At 68.2% G+C, this 16,184-nt stretch carries 17 protein-coding genes; 12 read left to right on the forward strand and 5 right to left on the reverse strand.

The features are described from left to right. The first annotated feature begins 15 nt into the window (after positions 1-15). The 7 genes from ribD (at position 16) to KPB06_RS20165 (ending at position 6,215) form a co-directional block, all read left to right on the forward strand. Entirely contained in the window at positions 16-1,137 is a 1,122-nt protein-coding gene (gene ribD, locus KPB06_RS20135; protein WP_124859584.1) for a bifunctional diaminohydroxyphosphoribosylaminopyrimidine deaminase/5-amino-6-(5-phosphoribosylamino)uracil reductase RibD, read from the forward strand. Positions 1,138-1,151: 14 nt separating this feature from the next. Further along, positions 1,152-1,781 (forward strand): riboflavin synthase, encoded by a 630-nt coding sequence (locus KPB06_RS20140; RefSeq protein WP_059574139.1) that lies wholly within the window; start codon positions 1,152-1,154, stop codon positions 1,779-1,781. Positions 1,782-2,101: 320 nt separating this feature from the next. Beyond that, on the forward strand, positions 2,102-2,620 hold the full coding sequence (locus tag KPB06_RS20145) for a DUF1993 domain-containing protein (protein WP_059574140.1): 519 nt from the start codon (positions 2,102-2,104) through the stop codon (positions 2,618-2,620). A 184-nt stretch (positions 2,621-2,804) separates the two neighbouring features. Continuing rightward, positions 2,805-3,947, forward strand: a complete 1,143-nt coding sequence (gene ribBA / locus KPB06_RS20150) for a bifunctional 3,4-dihydroxy-2-butanone-4-phosphate synthase/GTP cyclohydrolase II (RefSeq protein ID WP_059574141.1) — start codon at positions 2,805-2,807, stop codon at positions 3,945-3,947. 53 nt (positions 3,948-4,000) lie between these two features. Continuing rightward, positions 4,001-4,516, forward strand: a complete 516-nt coding sequence (gene ribH, locus KPB06_RS20155; RefSeq protein ID WP_034206641.1) for a 6,7-dimethyl-8-ribityllumazine synthase — start codon at positions 4,001-4,003, stop codon at positions 4,514-4,516. Then, positions 4,513-4,950: a transcription antitermination factor NusB gene (gene nusB, locus KPB06_RS20160; protein ID WP_059638876.1), complete on the forward strand. Its 438-nt coding sequence runs from the start codon at positions 4,513-4,515 to the stop codon at positions 4,948-4,950. Before ribH ends, nusB begins: the two co-directional genes overlap by 4 nt. A gap of 68 nt (positions 4,951-5,018) precedes the next feature. Continuing rightward, positions 5,019-6,215, forward strand: coding sequence for a pyridoxal phosphate-dependent aminotransferase (locus KPB06_RS20165; RefSeq protein ID WP_060312980.1), 1,197 nt, complete (start codon positions 5,019-5,021; stop codon positions 6,213-6,215). Between the two features lie 99 nt (positions 6,216-6,314). Here the strand turns inward: KPB06_RS20165 and KPB06_RS20170 are convergent, their stop codons facing one another. Continuing rightward, a complete protein-coding gene (locus KPB06_RS20170) occupies positions 6,315-7,442 on the reverse strand; it encodes a transglycosylase SLT domain-containing protein (protein WP_275906251.1) in 1,128 nt (375 codons plus the stop codon). A 599-nt stretch (positions 7,443-8,041) separates the two neighbouring features. Here KPB06_RS20170 and KPB06_RS20175 point away from each other — a divergent pair. Beyond that, positions 8,042-9,598, forward strand: a complete 1,557-nt coding sequence (locus KPB06_RS20175) for a UbiD family decarboxylase (protein ID WP_099316153.1) — start codon at positions 8,042-8,044, stop codon at positions 9,596-9,598. A 58-nt stretch (positions 9,599-9,656) separates the two neighbouring features. Then, positions 9,657-10,325 (forward strand): LysE family translocator, encoded by a 669-nt coding sequence (locus KPB06_RS20180; protein ID WP_059641723.1) that lies wholly within the window; start codon positions 9,657-9,659, stop codon positions 10,323-10,325. 118 nt (positions 10,326-10,443) lie between these two features. Here the strand turns inward: KPB06_RS20180 and KPB06_RS20185 are convergent, their stop codons facing one another. Next, entirely contained in the window at positions 10,444-10,740 is a 297-nt protein-coding gene (locus KPB06_RS20185) for a hypothetical protein (protein ID WP_059574146.1), read from the reverse strand. A gap of 513 nt (positions 10,741-11,253) precedes the next feature. Here KPB06_RS20185 and KPB06_RS20190 point away from each other — a divergent pair. Together KPB06_RS20190 and KPB06_RS20195 are read left to right on the forward strand one after the other, a co-directional pair. Then, on the forward strand, positions 11,254-12,183 hold the full coding sequence (locus tag KPB06_RS20190; RefSeq protein ID WP_226224103.1) for a Rossmann-like and DUF2520 domain-containing protein: 930 nt from the start codon (positions 11,254-11,256) through the stop codon (positions 12,181-12,183). Between the two features lie 76 nt (positions 12,184-12,259). Next, positions 12,260-12,823 (forward strand): YggT family protein, encoded by a 564-nt coding sequence (locus KPB06_RS20195; RefSeq protein WP_006488584.1) that lies wholly within the window; start codon positions 12,260-12,262, stop codon positions 12,821-12,823. 13 nt (positions 12,824-12,836) lie between these two features. Here KPB06_RS20195 and KPB06_RS20200 read toward each other — a convergent pair whose 3' ends face one another. Together KPB06_RS20200 and crcB are read right to left on the reverse strand one after the other, a co-directional pair. After that, positions 12,837-13,187, reverse strand: a complete 351-nt coding sequence (locus KPB06_RS20200; RefSeq protein WP_226224105.1) for a DUF190 domain-containing protein — start codon at positions 13,185-13,187, stop codon at positions 12,837-12,839. Between the two features lie 23 nt (positions 13,188-13,210). Beyond that, positions 13,211-13,597 carry a fluoride efflux transporter CrcB gene (gene crcB, locus KPB06_RS20205; protein ID WP_059574149.1) on the reverse strand — a complete coding sequence of 129 codons (387 nt, stop codon included), beginning with the start codon at positions 13,595-13,597 and terminating at the stop codon, positions 13,211-13,213. Positions 13,598-14,012: 415 nt separating this feature from the next. On the opposite strand from crcB, the gene KPB06_RS20210 reads away from it, so the two are divergent. Next, positions 14,013-15,224, forward strand: coding sequence for a S53 family peptidase (locus KPB06_RS20210; protein WP_275906252.1), 1,212 nt, complete (start codon positions 14,013-14,015; stop codon positions 15,222-15,224). A 53-nt stretch (positions 15,225-15,277) separates the two neighbouring features. Here the strand turns inward: KPB06_RS20210 and KPB06_RS20215 are convergent, their stop codons facing one another. Continuing rightward, the gene (locus KPB06_RS20215; RefSeq protein ID WP_226224106.1) at positions 15,278-16,144 is read right to left on the reverse strand and encodes an SIR2 family NAD-dependent protein deacylase; all 867 of its coding nucleotides are present in this window, start codon (positions 16,142-16,144) and stop codon (positions 15,278-15,280) included. Positions 16,145-16,184: the final 40 nt, after the last annotated feature.

Consider the following 16,184-nt stretch of genomic DNA (forward strand, 5'->3'; position numbering starts at 1 on the left):
CCCGGGGCCGCGCGCATGTTCTCGGATACCGATTTCGCCCACATGCAGCGCGCGCTCGCGCTCGCCGCGCACGGCATGTACACGACCGCGCCGAATCCGCGCGTCGGCTGCGTGATCGTCAAGGACGGCGACGTGATCGGCGAAGGCTTCACGCAGCCGGCCGGCCAGGATCACGCGGAAGTGCAGGCGCTGAAGGACGCGCGCTCACGCGGCTACGACGTCGCGGGCTCGACCGTCTACGTGACGCTCGAACCGTGCAGCCATTTCGGCCGCACGCCGCCGTGCGCGAACGCGCTGATCGACGCGCGCGTCGCGAAAGTCGTCGCCGCGATGGAAGACCCGAACCCGCAGGTGTCGGGGCGCGGCCTCGGGATGCTGCGCGACGCGGGTATCGACGTGCGCTGCGGGCTGCTCGCGCACGAGGCCGGCGAGCTGAACATCGGCTTCGTGTCGCGGATGACGCGCGGCCGCCCGTGGGTGCGGATGAAGACGGCCGCGTCGCTCGACGGCCGCACCGCGCTGCCGTCCGGCGAAAGCCAGTGGATCACCGGCGAGGCAGCGCGCCTCGACGGGCACGCGTGGCGCGCACGCGCGTGCGCGATCCTCACCGGCATCGGCACGGTGCGCGAGGACAATCCGTTGCTGACCGTGCGCGGCATCGACACGCCGCGTCAGCCGCAACGCATCCTGGTGGACAGCCGCCTCGACCTGCCGCTCGACGCGCGGCTGCTCGAAGGCGCGCCGCTGCTGATTTTCTGCGGCCGGCTCGACGCCGCCGGCGAAGTCCGCGCGAACGTGCTGAGGTCGCGCGGCGCGGAAATCGTGCCGCTCGCGAATGCGCACGGCAAGGTCGACCTGCCCGCGATGCTGGCCGCGCTCGGCGCGCGCGGCGTGAACGAACTGCACGTGGAGGCCGGCCACAAGCTGAACGGTTCGCTGCTGCGCGAGCGGTGCGTCGACGAATTGCTGGTCTATCTGGCGCCGAGCCTGCTGGGCGCCGACGCGGCCGGCATGTTCGATCTCGCCGCGCCGGCCAGCCTCGATGCGCGCACCCGGCTGTCGTTCCACGGGTTCGAGCGGATCGGCGACGACCTGCGGATCCTCGCGCGGCTCACGCCGCCCGACGCCTCTCACTGAACGGGATCGTCACGATGTTTACCGGAATTGTCGCGGCCGTCGGCCGCATCGAATCGATCGCCGCGCTCGGCACGTCGGCCGAAGCCGGCGTGCGCCTGACCGTGCAGGCCGGCGGGCTCGACCTGGCGGATGTCGCGCTCGGCGACAGCATCGCGATCCAGGGTGCGTGCATGACGGTGATCGAGAAGACCGACACCACGTTCGACGTCGACGTGTCGCGCGAAAGCCTGAACCGGACGGTCGGTCTCGCGCAACCCGGCGAAGTGAACCTGGAGAAGGCGCTGCGCGCGCACGACCGCCTCGGCGGGCATATCGTGTCGGGCCATGTAGACGGCCTCGGCGCCGTCACGCGCTTCGCGCCGGTCGGCGAGTCGCACGAACTGCGAATCGTCGCGCCGCGCGAGCTCGGCCGCTATCTCGCGTACAAGGGCTCGATCACGGTGAACGGCGTGAGCCTGACCGTCAATACGGTCGACGATCGCGCGGACGGCTGCGAATTCTCGATCAACCTGATTCCGCATACGGTCGAAGTCACGACGCTGCGTCACGTGAAGGCCGGCGACAAGGTCAACCTCGAAGTCGACATGATCGCGCGGTATGTGGAGCGGATGCTGTCGGCGTCGCAGGGCGTCCAGCAGGACTGATCGGGCAGTTCGGTCCCATATATGATGTAACGACGGCTGACGGTTCGGCCCGGCATTGTCGGGGCGTCGCCGCAGCCCCGTCGCTCCACCGAGCGTTGCTCCGGCCCTACTTCATGCTGGGCCGCCCCGTCGGCCATCCCAAGCGACAGCATCGCGATCGCGTTCGCTCGTTGGCCGTCCGGCCAGCCGACACCTGGCCGAACGGCCAACGACGCGCACGGGTCATGCCGCCGCGCTAAGATGCGTCGACAGCGGTTCCCATGCCGCCACGTACGACGCGCCGCGTAGCGGCCGCCATTCTTCCCATTGGAGTCGTCCCCATGTCCATCTCGATGTACCAGGCTTCGCTGCCCGTCCTGATCCGCGGTCTCACCAACCTGCAGCACATCCTCGGCAAGGCGCAGGCGCATGCGGCCGAGAAGCAGATCGATCCGTCTGTGTTCATCGGTGCACGCCTTTATCCAGACATGCTGCCGCTCGTCCGCCAGGTCTACATCGCGACCGACACGGCCAAGGGCTGCGCCGCGCGGCTCGCCGGCGCCGAGATCCCGAGCTACCCGGATGTCGAGCAAACCTTCGACGAACTGCATGCGCGCATCCAGAAGACGATCGACTACCTGAAAAGCTTCGACGCCGCGCAGATCGACGGCAGCGAGGCGCGCCAGATCGTACTGAAGATGCGCGTCGGCCCGATCGAGTTCACCGGCCAGTCGTACCTGCTGAATTTCGTGCTGCCCAATTTCTTCTTCCACGTGACGACGGCGTACGACATCCTGCGCCACAGCGGCGTCGAACTCGGCAAGCTGGACTACCTCGGCGGCCGCAACGACCACGCGTGACGCGCGGCCGGGCCCGGAGCGCCCCATGGCCGCCCGCCAGCGCGGCAGGGGCAGTCCGGGCAGGCCTGCTTCACGGGCCGGCCGCACCGCTTTCCGGCAGGCTCGCCGGCCCCGCGCGGCCCGCGCCAGCCGAAACGCCGTCCGGCTGGCGTAAAATACGCACTTTCCTCTTTCTCGCCCCCTTATGACGCTCGCCTCCACGCTCGACATCATCGCCGAGCTGAAAGCCGGCCGGATGGTGATCCTGGTCGACGAAGAAGACCGCGAAAACGAGGGCGACCTCGTGATCGCCGCCGAATTCGTCACGCCGGAAGCGATCAACTTCATGGCCAAGTACGGCCGCGGCCTGATTTGTCTGACGTTGACGCAGGAACGCTGCAAGCAGTTGCACCTGCCGCTGATGACCTACCGCAACGGCACGCAGTACGGCACCGCGTTCACGGTCAGCATCGAAGCGGCCGAAGGCGTGACGACCGGCATCTCGGCCGCCGACCGCGCGCACACGATCGCCACGGCGGTCGCGCACGACGTGCGCCCCGAGCACATCGTGCAGCCGGGCCACGTGTTCCCGATCATGGCGCAACCGGGCGGCGTGCTCGTGCGCGCGGGCCACACCGAAGCCGGCTGCGACTTCACGGCGCTCGCGGGCCTCACACCGGCCGCGGTGATCTGCGAGGTGATCAAGGACGACGGCACGATGGCGCGCCTGCCCGACCTGATCGAATTCGCGAAGGAACACAACCTGAAGATCGGCACGATCGCCGATCTGATCCAGTACCGCAGCCGCACCGAGTCGATCATCGAGCGGATCGCCGAGCGCACGATGCAGACCGCGCACGGCACGTTCCGCGCGGTGCTGTACCGCGACCAGCCGAGCGGCTCGCCGCACATCGCGCTGGTGCGCGGCACGCCGTCGCCCGACGTCGACACGCCGGCGCGCGTGCACGAGCCGCTGTCGGTGCTCGATCTGCTCGAGACGGGCGTGTCGACCCACTCGTGGACGCTCGACGCGGCGATGCGCGAGATCGCCGCACGCGACCTCGGCGTGATCGTGCTGCTCAACTGCGGCGACACGAAGGAACACCTGATCGACGTCTTCAAGGCGTTCGACGAGGAAGAAAAGGCCGCTGCGCTCAAGCGCCGGCCGGTCGATTTCAAGACGTTCGGCATCGGCGCGCAGATCCTGCGCGATGTCGGCGTCGGCAAGATGCAGGTGCTGTCGAATCCGCGCAAGCTGGGCAGCATGTCCGGCTACGGCCTCGAAGTCACGGGCTTCATTCCGATGCCCGGCGGCGAAGCCACGTCCTGCCCGGCGTCCCACGCGTAACCCGCCACGGCGCTTTCGCCCTATAACCGTTCATCCACACCACGGACCAGATCATGGAAATCGGACAATACCAACCGAATCTCGAAGGCGACGGCCTGCGTATCGGCATCGTGCAATCGCGCTTCAACGAACCCGTGTGCAACGGCCTCGCCGACGCGTGCGTCGAAGAACTGGAGCGCCTCGGCGTCACCGGTGAAGACGTGCTTCTCGTGTCGGTGCCCGGCGCGCTGGAAATCCCGCTCGCGCTGCAGAAGCTCGCCGAAAGCGGCCAGTTCGACGCGCTGATCGCGCTCGGCGCGGTGATCCGCGGCGAGACCTACCACTTCGAACTCGTGTCGAACGAGAGCGGCGCGGGCATCACCCGCATCGGTCTCGATTTCAACCTGCCGATCGCGAACGCGGTCCTGACGACCGAAACCGACGAGCAGGCCGTCGCGCGCATGACCGAAAAGGGTCGTGACGCCGCACGCGTCGCCGTCGAGATGGCCAACCTGACGATGGCCCTCGACCAGCTCGGCGACGACGAGGACGAAGAGGAAGACGAAGACGACGAAGAGGAGCGCGCATGAAGAAGAGCGCCCGCCGACAATCGCGCGAGCTGGCGACGCAGGGGCTGTACCAGTGGCTGCTGTCGAACGCGCCCTCCGGCGAGATCGACGCGCAACTGCGCGGCGCGCTCGGTTACGACAAGGCTGACAAGGAACTGCTGGAAGCGATCCTGCACGGCGTGATCCGCGAGCATGCGACGCTCGTCGACGCGCTGGCGCCGTCGCTGGACCGTCCGATCGATCAGCTGTCGCCGGTCGAACGCGCGGTGCTGCTGATCGCGACGTTCGAGCTCACGCACCACGTCGAAACGCCGTACCGCGTGATCATCAACGAAGCCGTCGAACTCGCGAAGACGTTCGGCGGTTCCGACGGCTACAAGTACGTGAACGGCGTGCTCGACAAGCTGGCCGCGAAGCTGCGCCCCGCCGAAACGCAGGCGCGTCGCAACGGCTGATACCGTTGGTTGGTCCACGGGCGCGCAAGCGCCCGTTTTTCATTCTTTTCTCCCCGCCCTGCCCGCCGATGAATACCACCGCCGATTCGCTCGTCACGCTCGCCGCACGCGTCGACGCGATCCAGCCCTTCTACGTGATGGAACTGATGAAGGAGGCACAGCGGCTCGAGTCCTTGGGGCGCGATGTTATCCACATGGGCATCGGCGAGCCGGATTTCACCGCGCCGGAGCCGGTTGTCGAGGCCGCCGCGGCTGCGCTGCGCCGCGGCGTCACGCAGTACACGAGCGCGCTCGGCATTACGCCGCTGCGCGAGGCGATCGCCGCGCACTATGCACGTGCATACGGCCTCACGATCGGCCCGGAGCGGATCGTCGTGACGGCCGGCGCATCGGCCGCGCTGCTGCTCGCGTGCCTCGCGCTGGTCGGTCGCGACGACGAAGTGCTGATGCCCGACCCGTCATACCCGTGCAACCGGCACTTCGTCGCGGCGGCCGAAGGTCGCCCGGTGCTCGTGCCGAGCGGCCCGGACGCGCGCTTCCAGCTCACCGAAAACGACGTCCGCACGCACTGGAACGCGCGCACGCGCGGCGTGCTGCTCGCGTCGCCGTCGAACCCGACCGGCACGTCGCTCGAACCTGACGAACTCAAGCGAATCGTCGAAGCGGTACGCGCACGCGGCGGCTTCACGATCGTCGACGAGATCTACCAGGGGCTCAGCTACGACGCCGCGCCCGTGTCGGCGCTGTCGTTCGGCGACGACGTGATCACCGTGAACAGCTTCTCGAAGTATTTCAGCATGACGGGCTGGCGGCTCGGCTGGCTCGTCGTGCCGCCCGCGCTCGTCGGCACGTTCGAGAAGCTGTCGCAGAACCTGTTCATCTGCCCGTCCGCACTCGCGCAGCATGCGGCGCTCGCCTGCTTCGAACCCGCGACGCTCGACATCTACGAAACACGCCGGCTCGAATTCAAGCGCCGCCGCGATTTCATCGCACCGGCGCTCGAGCGGCTCGGCTTCACGGTGCCGGTGATGCCGGACGGCGCGTTCTACGTGTATGCGCATTGCGGCGGCGTCGCGCACCCGGCGGCCGGCGACAGCGCCGCGCTCACGCAGGCGATGCTGCACGACGCGGGCGTGGTGCTGGTGCCGGGCATGGACTTCGGTGTCCATGCGCCGCGCGACTATATCCGCCTGTCCTATGCGACTGCCTACTCGCGGCTCGAAGAGGCCGTCGACCGGCTCGCGACGCTGTTCGGTCGACACTGACGCCGCGGCCACTTCACCGTACCGCAAAACGAAAAGGCACCCGAATCGGGTGCCTTTTTCATGTCCTGCCGGCCGCAGCCGCACGGCGGACGTGACGCGTTACGCGCCGAGCTCCGAATGATCGCCGCGCGACTGCTTCGCGGTATCGACGCTCGCGTCGTCCTGCGAAGCCGCTTCCTTCGGCGCCGCCTTGACCGACGTCGTGCCGTCGAGCGTCGCATGTACGCGCTTCGCGCCGCCTGCCGCGGCCGTCACGGCAGCGGCGGTGACGATCGGCTTCGCGGGCTGCGCAGGCGCCTGCGGTGCATTGATCGGCACGTTGCGGCCACGCGCGACGTCGCGCAGCCGGGCGCGCTCGGCCATCACCTTCGAGCCGTAGCCATTGTCGTCGGGGTTCGTCGAGCCGTTGTACAGACGCAGGCCGTTCGCGAGCGAGCCGCCACGCGCGATGCAGTCCTTCAGCACCAGCGCGCCGACCTGCAGGTTCGCGAGCGGCTGCAGCGCGGTGTCGGTACCGCCGAAGTACTCGAATTTGTCGGAGTGGACCTTCGACATGACCTGCATCAGGCCCTTCGCGCCGACGCCGCTTTCGGCGTACGGGTTGAAGCCGGATTCGATCGCCATCACGGACAGCAGCAGCAGCGGATCGAGGCCGACGTCGCGGCCGGTCTGGAACGCCGCCTTGACGAGCTGACCGAGCGGCTCCTGCGCGACGCGGTAACGGCGCGACAGGTAGGTGGCGACGAGCGCCTGTTCGCGGTTCGACGCGAGCGCGCGATCGTCGCGCGCATCGGCCGCCACCCGCTGAATCGGAATCAGCTTGGCCAGCGCGACCGGCGACGGGCCGGTGCGGGCCGGATCGGACGCATCGCCCTGGGCGCCCTGCGCGGCAGCTTCCGGTGTGACATCGAGGCCGACCGCAAGCGTATCCGTTTCGGGATTGTCTTCCTGCTGCGGCTGCACACCGGCTGGCGCGAAGTTCGGCAGCGGATGGCCGGACAGCAGACGGGCCGGGCCGGCCTGCACGGCCGCGGATACGACCGGCATCAGCTTCGCGGCGAGCGTGCCGCGGACGGTTGGCAGCAGCCACAGTGCAAGCGCAACCGCGACGGCGAAACAGCCGACAACGCTGAATAGATGGTGACTGACACGCGTCCCGCGACGCAGCAAGTTGCGCACGATTTGCGCATGCTGCTCAGTGGGACGCCACGATAACCAAGCGTTCATTCAGATCATCTCCCATGAACATGACTCGTGCGGCTCGCTCAGCTCGAAGGCGAGACAGAAAACGCGCCGCGGAATCACGACGCCGCACGCCTTGGTTGGGACGCGCAAGCATCGGGGAAACGGTATAAGTACCGTTCGAGGCCACGGTGTAAGAAGGCCGGCGCCTTCGCACACACTGGGCGAGACGGGCATACGCGGTGGCACCCACGCAAAAAACCAGCGTCTGGTGGCGCTGGCTGGGACTACGACAAAGGCCGTCGAAGACGCCGTGCAGGATTCGGCGGACGGTGACGCGCTGCGTCAAAGATCGGTGATTGGCGGCTCGAAGCCTTTTACCCTGCAACCAATGTGAGCGGATTCTAGCAGGGTTTTATAGATCGTCAACACTATAAAAACTCAAATCTATAACAAAAAGTAATTTAAAACCCCTCTTCAGAACGCAAGTCCCGTGCCGTAAGGGGTTTGCGCGCGATCGACTTTTTCTCCGCCGGGGCGGCCGCACGGCTGCACGGGGTAAAATCGTCGCTCAATTCGGGGTCGCAGCCGGCCGCTGCCCCGCCCATCGCTGCCCACTCATGCGGGTGGCCCGGACCTTCTTCATGAAATACAAAGACTTACGCGATTTCATTCAGCGCCTCGAGGCGCTCGGCGAACTGCGGCGCGTCACGCAGCCCGTGTCGCCCGTGCTCGAAATGACCGAGCTGTGCGACCGCGTGCTGCGCGCCGGCGGCCCGGCGCTGCTGTTCAACGCGCCGCCCGGCAATGCATTCCCGGTGCTCGGCAACCTGTTCGGCACGCCGCGCCGCGTCGCGCTCGGGATGGGCGTCGATGCGGGCGACGATGCCGCGCTCGGTTCGTTGCGCGATCTCGGGCGCCTGCTGTCCGCGCTGAAGGAACCCGATCCGCCGAAGAGCCTGAAGGACGCCGGCAAGCTGCTGTCGCTCGCGAAGGCGGTGTGGGACATGGCGCCGAAGTCGGTGTCGTCGCCGCCGTGCCAGGAGATCGTCTGGGAAGGCGCCGACGTCGACCTGAACAAGCTGCCGATCCAGACCTGCTGGCCCGGCGATGCGGGGCCGCTCGTCACGTGGGGCCTGACGGTGACGCGCGGGCCGAACAAGGCGCGCCAGAACCTCGGCATCTACCGGCAGCAGCTGATCGGCCGCAACAAGCTGATCATGCGCTGGCTCGCGCATCGCGGCGGCGCGCTCGACTTCCGCGAGTTCGCGCTGCGCAATCCCGGCAAGCCGTATCCGGTCGCGGTCGTGCTCGGCGCCGATCCGGCCACGACGCTCGGCGCGGTGACGCCCGTGCCCGATTCGCTGTCCGAGTATCAGTTCGCCGGCCTGCTGCGCGGCAGCCGCACGGAGCTCGCGAAGTGCCTGACGCCGGGCGTCGACACGCTGCAGGTGCCGGCGCGCGCGGAGATCGTGCTCGAAGGCTTCATTCATCCGCAGGAAGGCGCCCCTGCCCCCGCTCCGGCCGGCGCACCGCCGCGGCCGGCCGGCAATGCGGCGACCGCGTACGAGCACGCGCTCGAAGGGCCGTACGGCGACCATACCGGCTATTACAACGAGCAGGAGTGGTTTCCGGTGTTCACCGTCGAGCGCATCACGATGCGTCGCGACGCGATCTACCACTCGACCTACACGGGCAAGCCGCCCGACGAGCCCGCGGTGCTCGGCGTCGCGCTCAACGAGGTGTTCGTGCCGCTGCTGCAGAAGCAGTTCACGGAAATCACCGACTTCTACCTGCCCCCCGAAGGCTGCAGCTACCGGATGGCCATCGTCCAGATGAAGAAGAGCTACGCGGGCCACGCGAAACGCGTGATGTTCGGCGTGTGGAGCTTCCTGCGGCAGTTCATGTATACGAAGTTCATCGTGGTCGTCGACGAGGACGTGAACATCCGCGACTGGAAGGAAGTGATCTGGGCGATCACGACGCGCGTCGACCCCGTACGCGACACGGTGATGGTGGACAGCACGCCGATCGACTATCTGGACTTCGCGTCGCCGGTGGCCGGACTCGGCTCGAAGATGGGGCTCGACGCGACCAACAAGTGGCCGGGCGAAACCAGCCGCGAATGGGGCCGCCCGATCGAGATGGATGCGGCCGTGAAGGCCCGCGTCGACCGGCTGTGGCAGGAGATCGGCCTCTGACGCCACGCGGCCGGCGCCCGCCGGCCCGCGCATCGCAATCGTCGCACGCACCCAGAAGATGAGCTTTCCACCCGCCTCCATGCTGTCCGACGGATTCTTTCTGTCGCTGTCGCTGTGTCTCGATATCGGCCTCGTCAATGTCGCGATGCTGTCGCTGACGCTGTCGCACGGCTTCCGGCCGGGCTTCTGGCTCGGCGTCGGATCGTGCGTCGGCGATCTCGTGTACGCGGCGCTCGCGCTCGCGGGAATGGCCGTGCTGCTGCAGTTCGAACCCGTGCGCTGGATCGTATGGATCGGCGGCGGCGCGGTGCTGCTGTTCCTCACGTGGAAGATGGCGCGCGAAGCGCTCGCGCCCGCCAAAGCGGCCGACGACGATGCGGACGCCCCGCTTCCGCCGCGGGCAAGCGCGCGGCGCAGTTTCATGCGCGGGATGCTGCTCGCGATGTCGTCGCCGAGCGCGATCCTGTGGTTCGCGGCGGTCGGCGGCGCGCTGATCGCGAAAGCCGGTGCGACCACTCCCGCCACCGCGTCGGTGTTCCTGACGGGCTTTTTCCTCGGCGGCCTCGCGTGGACGCTCTTCATGTGCACGCTCGCGAGCCAGGGCCGCAAGCGCGCGGGCGCCGGGCTGATGCGGGCCTGCCATGTCGCGTCGGCGCTACTGTTCGCGTACTTCTCGTACAGCGTGATCGTCGGCGGCTACCGCGACCTGATCGTGCACGCGGCGTAATCGCGGCCGCGCTGCGCGCAGCCACGCACGTAACGGCGGCCCCAATGAAAAACGGCGCAGCGCCCCTCGCGGGACGTTGCGCCGTTTTGCCATGCGCGGTCAGGCCGCGCGGGGCGAATCAGCGACGCCAGTAGCCGTGATGGCCCCAGCCGCCATAACCGTGGCGCCAGTACGGGCGACCGTAGTAGCCGCCGACGACCACGGCGGGCGGCGGCGCATAGTAGGCCGGCGCCGGCGCGTAGTAGACGGGCGGAGGCGGCGGCGCGTAATACACGGGCGGCGGCGGTGCATAGACGGGATAAGCGGGCGCGACCGGGACACCGATGCCGACCCCGATCGACACGTGAGCCTGCGCGGCGCTTGCGGCACCCAGGCCCAGCGCGGCGGCGGCGATGAACGGAATGAGCTTTTTCACTTCGATTCTCCTGCTGGAGCGGTATTTTAGGCGCTCCCTGTCGGCAACGGCGGGCATGCACGTCGCATGGAAGCAATGTAGCGAAAACCCGCCCCGCGCGTATCGGGCATTTGTTGCAAATTGCAATCGCACGCGGCCGGAGCCGCCGTGCGGCGCGATACCCGGCGCGGGCGGCGCCCCTTGCGGGTCGCGCGATTCCGTCCGAGGAGACGGGTCGCCACACAACGACCGGTCAGTCTTACCGGATCCGTCGCGGGCGCGGGGCGCGCGTACGTAATGAACGATTACAAATTAAAGACGAGATGCCGACATTTCAAGCGGGATACGGGCGCGCGGTGTTTCGGGGTCGGATTCCGCGATCCTGATGCGGTCGTCATCCCGAGCGTCGGCCGGCCCGAATCGCGCCGCCGTCGGTCATTCATACGTGCGGCGGCTCCGCAACCGACCTTTCACGGCACCGGCATCATTCCTGCGATACTGGCGGCTGCCTCGTTTTTGCTTACCGCCGCTGCCATGCCGCTTCCCGACACACCCCGCCTCGGCTTCATCGGCGCCGGCCGCCTCGCGCGCTGTATCGCGCAGCGCTTCGCGCAGGCCGGCTTCCCGGTCGTCGCGATCGCGAGCCGCACACCTGCGTCGGCCGCCGGCCTCGCCGCACGCATCGACGGCTGCCGCGCGGTCGACACGCCGCAGCAGGTGGCCGACGCCGCCGACCTGATCTTCGTGACGACACCCGACGATCATCTCGCGTCGAGCGCCGCGGCGCTGCGCTTCGACCCATCGCGCGCCGCCGGCCAGGCGGTCGTCCATTGCAGCGGCGCGTCGGCGGTCACGCTGCTCGATCCGGCGAAGCAGCAAGGCGCGGCCACCGGCGGCTTCCATCCGCTCTATCTGTTCGGCGGCACCGACGCCGACCTCGCGCGCATCGACGGCTGCTCGGTCACGATCGAAGCGGAAGGTGCGCTGCACGCGACGCTGCTGCGACTTGCCGCCGCACTCGGCTGCCATCCGCTGTCGATTCCGGCCGGCGGCCGGATGCTGTATCACGCGGCCGCCCACTACGCGGCGAGCTTCGCGCTGTGCGGGCTGTCGGAAGCGGTCGAGCTGTGGCGCGGCCTCGGTTTCGACGAGGACGCCGCGCTGCGCGCGCTGTTGCCGATGCTCGCCGGCACGATCGAGACCGCGCGCGACAAGGGGCTCGCGAATGCGCTGGCCGGCCCGGTATCGCGCGGCGACACGGGCATCGTCGAGCGCCAGCTCGCGCTGCTCGAGGCGCGCGGCGGCGATCACGCGGCGCTGTATGCGCTGCTCACGCGCCGCGCGATCGCGCTCGCCGCGAAGCGCGCGACGCCGCCGGCGTCGCTGCCGGCGCTGGCCGAAGCCGTCGAAACGTCGCTCGCGCGCGTGGCCGCGCACCCCTCCCCGCCGCGAGACGAGGCGTGATAAGGTGTCGGCCGATGCGCCGCCAACCGGCGTTGGCGGCCGCACGCTACTGACTGTAATAAAAAGGATGCCAACGATGTTCGGCGAGATCGCCCGTTTTCTGCTCAATACCGTCTTCACGCTATTCGGCGCCGCGCTGATTCTGCGCGTCTGGATGCAGGCCGTCCGCGTGCCGCCGTACAACCCCGTCACGCAAGCCGTGCTGCAGGCGACCAACTGGCTCGTGCTGCCGCTGCGCCGCGTGATCGCGGGCGTACGCGGCATCGACTGGGCCAGCGTCGTCGCCGCGCTGCTCACCGCGCTCGTCTACGTCGTGTTGATGGTCGTGATGGCCGGCTTCGATCCGGCCGCCGTGATCGCGACGCTCGTCGTGGTCGCGCTGCTCACCGTCGTGAAGTGGGCGCTCAACCTCGTGATCTGGATGACGATCCTGATGGCGCTGCTGTCGTGGCTCAACCCGCGCTCGCCGGCGATGCCGATCCTCTACCAGCTCACGGCGCCGTTCCTGAACCCGCTGCGCCGTGTGATCCCGAACCTCGGCGGCATCGACCTGTCGCCGATCCTGCTGTTCGTGATCGTGCAGGTGCTGCTGATGATCGTCACGCGCGCCGCCGTGTCGCTGACGATGTTCGGCATCTGATCAGGCGCGACACCTACGCCGCCGGCCCCCGCGCCGGCGGTACGCCGAGCGTGTCGATCACGCCGAACCGCGCGGGCATCATCGCGTAGCACACGCGCACTTTCTCGCGCGACAGCCGCTCGAGCAGCCGCTGCGCCTCGTCCTCGGTGACGACGAATTCGACCTCGATCGCAAGCGAACCCTGCAGTTCGAAGAAGCGATCCTCGTGCAGCACGCGATGCTGGCCGAAACCGGCCATCGCGCGAAACGCGGACCCGCCCGCGACACCCATCCGGTTCGCCTCTTCCAATAGCCACTCCCACAGCGGCTTCCAGTGCAGCCGATGCTGCTCGTGCACGTAGAAGCGCAACAAGACCCTGTCCATCGCTCCCTCCGATGGCGGCCCGCTCAGGCCGCCGCGAGCCACGCGCGCGCGGTCCACATGCCGAGCGCCGTCAGCGCGAACGATCCAGTCAAGTGTAGGGCAGCCACCGCCAACGCCCATCCGAATTCGCCCTCGAGCGCGTGCGTCATCACTTCGACCGAATAGGTCGAGAACGTCGTGAGGCCGCCGAGAAAACCGGTGATCACGAACAGCCGCCACTCGGGCGGCAACCCGACGCGGACCGTGAACACGACGGCGGCCACGCCGATCACGTAGCCGCCGATCAGGTTCGACGCGAGCGTGCCGAGCGGCACCGCGGGAAAACAGGCGTTGAGCGCGAGGCTCAGGAACCAGCGCAGCAACGCGCCGAGGCCGGCGCCGACGAAGATCGCGACGATCGAATAGAACAAGGGCACCCCTCAGTGACGGCGCCGCGCGGCGCACGCGGCCTACGCTGAACTGTATGCGTAATCGCGCCACACCGGCAATGCCGACGAACCGGGCCGACAGGCATCGGATCGCGTCGCGAGCGCATGATGCCTTTCACGATTTCCACCCGCGCGCCGCGGCGAACATTTACCAGGCAATTTCATCCGACATGACAAATCGATTCTGAATCGGCCGATTATTTATCAGATTTTTAAAAACCGATAAAACCGTTCGATCCGGCTCGGACCAACCCCGTGGAATTCCCGTCCTACGTGGGCTCCACGTACTTTCCCTTATCAGACATTCCCGTATCCGGCCGATATTCGATGCAATTACCGCCGTCGATTTCGTAAAATCGTTTCGCCACCCCACTCCATCGACATGGAGACTCGAAAAATGAACGATATCCGCCTGTCGTCCATGTTGATTCCGGCGCTGTGCGCGTCGCTGCTCGCGTCCGGCGGTGCGCTCGCCGACGGCAACGGGCCGCCATCCTACGTCGAAGGCCACCGCGCACCGAACGGATTTGCCCGCCCGCCGTTCCACACGAAGTCGCGCGCGAGCGCGGCCGCGATCGCCGGCCTCACGCCGGCACTCACGCGGCATGCATACGGATTCGACACGATCGCGAACCAGGGCGACGGGATGGTCGTCGCGATCGTCGACGCGTACGACCACCCGAAGATCGAATCCGATCTCGGCGTGTTCAGCAATGCGTTCTCGCTGCCGGCCTGCACGTCGTCGAACGGCTGTTTCACCAAGGTGTACGCACGCGGTGGGCGGCCCAGGACCGATTCAGGCTGGGCGCTCGAAATCTCGCTCGACGTCGAATGGGTCCACGCGATCGCGCCGAAGGCGAAGATCCTGCTCGTCGAAGCCGCGTCGGCCAGCTTCAACGACCTGCTGGCCGCGGTCGACGTCGCGGTCAAGCGCGGCGCGTCGGTCGTGTCGATGAGCTTCGGCGGCAATGAATTCAGCAGCGAGACCGGCTTCGACAGCCATTTCAACGCACCCGGCGTCACGTTCGTCGCGTCGTCCGGCGACAGCGGCACCGGCACCGAATACCCGGCCGCGTCGCCTTATGTGATGTCCGTCGGCGGCACGACGCTGTCGTCCGATACGGCCGGCAACTACATCGGCGAGGCGGCATGGAGCGGCAGCGGCGGCGGCGTGAGCGGCATCGAAGCCGAGCCGGCCGGCCAGACCGCATGGCCGGTTCCGGTGGCCGGCAAGCGCGGCGTGCCCGACGTCAGCTACGACGCGAATCCGTCCAGCGGTTTCGCGGTGTACGACTCGGTCGCCTATCAGGGGCAGGCCGGCTGGTTCCAGGTCGGCGGCACGAGCGCCGGTGCGCCGCAATGGGCGGCGCTCGTCGCGATCGCGAATTCGCTGCGCGCGGCGGCCGGCAAGAAAGCGTTGAGCGGCACCTACGACACGCTCTATACCGTCGGCAAAACCGCGTACGGCAGCGACTTTCACGACGTGACGACCGGGTCCAACGGCAATTGCGGCAGCATCTGCAACGCGGCGGGCGGCTACGACTACGTGACGGGCCTCGGTTCACCGATCGCGCCGGCGCTCGTGCAGGCGCTCGTCGCGCGGCCGTAGTCGCGCGGCCGCCATCACGCGGCTTCGGCGCCGGTCGGCGCGAAGCGCGGGGCTCAGCCGCCGCGCCATGCGCGGTCGAGCACGTTCAGCGTCGCCAGCGCACCGCCCTTCAGCCCGATCACGTCCGCCCGGCGCGCATGCGCCTCGCGCGCGTTGATGCGGATCACGTCGGCGCCGAGCCGTTCGCTCAGCAGACGCACGGTCGGAATCGCGGTGCCCGCGCCGATCTCGACCACGGCCACGCGCCCGGCCTGCGCGATCCAGTCTTCCAGTGCGCGCTCCTGCGCGTCGTAGCGCGCGCCGAGCCAGCCGGTGTCGCCGAACATCAGGATGTTCGGCCGCGCGAGACCGCCGCAGTGCGGGCAGCGCGGCATGTCGCCAACCAGGCGGCACGTCGCTTCGTCGACTTCCGGCACGAACGGCGCCGCGTCCCACGTCGCGTCCGTGCACGGGCGCAGGCATTGCATCGCGTGAATCGAGCCGTGGATCTCGACGATGCGTGCCGGCTCGAAGCCGGCTTTCTGGAACTGGCCGTCGACGTTGCTCGTCAGCACGAAGGCGCCGTTCGGCATCGCGTCGATCCAGCGGCGCAGGATCGCGAAGCCCGCGTGCGGCGTCGTCGCGCGATAGAGCGCGAGACGATGCCCGTAGAATCCCCATGCGAGCGGCGCACGCGCACGAAATGCGTGCGGCGACGCGATCTCGTGGAATTCGAAACGCTCGTGGCGCAGCGCCGGATACGCGCGCCAGAAGCCGTCCGTGCCGCGAAAATCGGGCAGCCCGGAATCGACGCCGATGCCGGCGCCGGCCGTGACGAGCAAGGCGTCGGCACGCGCGAGCGCGTCGACGGCGGACGCGACGAGATCGGCGGGAAGCGGCGCGATGGAATCGGCGGGATCAGCGGGATCGGAAGGCGGCATGATGGAGAAGCGGTGGCGTCGAACGTTGCGCGAGTGGCGT

Origin of the sequence: Burkholderia semiarida (assembly GCF_029268935.1) — a bacterium.
In the GTDB taxonomy this organism is placed as follows: Bacteria; Pseudomonadota; Gammaproteobacteria; order Burkholderiales; family Burkholderiaceae; genus Burkholderia; species Burkholderia semiarida.

Bases quoted from the DNA above. Each gene is read 5' to 3' on its own strand.
- ribBA (WP_059574141.1), top strand. From the start codon at position 2,805: ATGACGCTCGCCTCCACGCTCGACATCATCGCCGAGCTGAAAGCCGGC.
- KPB06_RS20190 (WP_226224103.1), top strand. From the start codon at position 11,254: ATGCCGCTTCCCGACACACCCCGCCTCGGCTTCATCGGCGCCGGCCGC.
- KPB06_RS20215 (WP_226224106.1), bottom strand. From the start codon at position 16,144: ATGCCGCCTTCCGATCCCGCTGATCCCGCCGATTCCATCGCGCCGCTT.
- KPB06_RS20195 (WP_006488584.1), top strand. From the start codon at position 12,260: ATGTTCGGCGAGATCGCCCGTTTTCTGCTCAATACCGTCTTCACGCTA.
- KPB06_RS20140 (WP_059574139.1), top strand. From the start codon at position 1,152: ATGTTTACCGGAATTGTCGCGGCCGTCGGCCGCATCGAATCGATCGCC.
- KPB06_RS20145 (WP_059574140.1), top strand. From the start codon at position 2,102: ATGTCCATCTCGATGTACCAGGCTTCGCTGCCCGTCCTGATCCGCGGT.
- KPB06_RS20200 (WP_226224105.1), bottom strand. From the start codon at position 13,187: ATGGACAGGGTCTTGTTGCGCTTCTACGTGCACGAGCAGCATCGGCTG.
- KPB06_RS20210 (WP_275906252.1), top strand. From the start codon at position 14,013: ATGAACGATATCCGCCTGTCGTCCATGTTGATTCCGGCGCTGTGCGCG.
- nusB (WP_059638876.1), top strand. From the start codon at position 4,513: ATGAAGAAGAGCGCCCGCCGACAATCGCGCGAGCTGGCGACGCAGGGG.
- KPB06_RS20170 (WP_275906251.1), bottom strand. From the start codon at position 7,442: ATGAACGCTTGGTTATCGTGGCGTCCCACTGAGCAGCATGCGCAAATC.
- ribD (WP_124859584.1), top strand. From the start codon at position 16: ATGTTCTCGGATACCGATTTCGCCCACATGCAGCGCGCGCTCGCGCTC.
- KPB06_RS20180 (WP_059641723.1), top strand. From the start codon at position 9,657: ATGAGCTTTCCACCCGCCTCCATGCTGTCCGACGGATTCTTTCTGTCG.
- KPB06_RS20165 (WP_060312980.1), top strand. From the start codon at position 5,019: ATGAATACCACCGCCGATTCGCTCGTCACGCTCGCCGCACGCGTCGAC.
- KPB06_RS20175 (WP_099316153.1), top strand. From the start codon at position 8,042: ATGAAATACAAAGACTTACGCGATTTCATTCAGCGCCTCGAGGCGCTC.
- ribH (WP_034206641.1), top strand. From the start codon at position 4,001: ATGGAAATCGGACAATACCAACCGAATCTCGAAGGCGACGGCCTGCGT.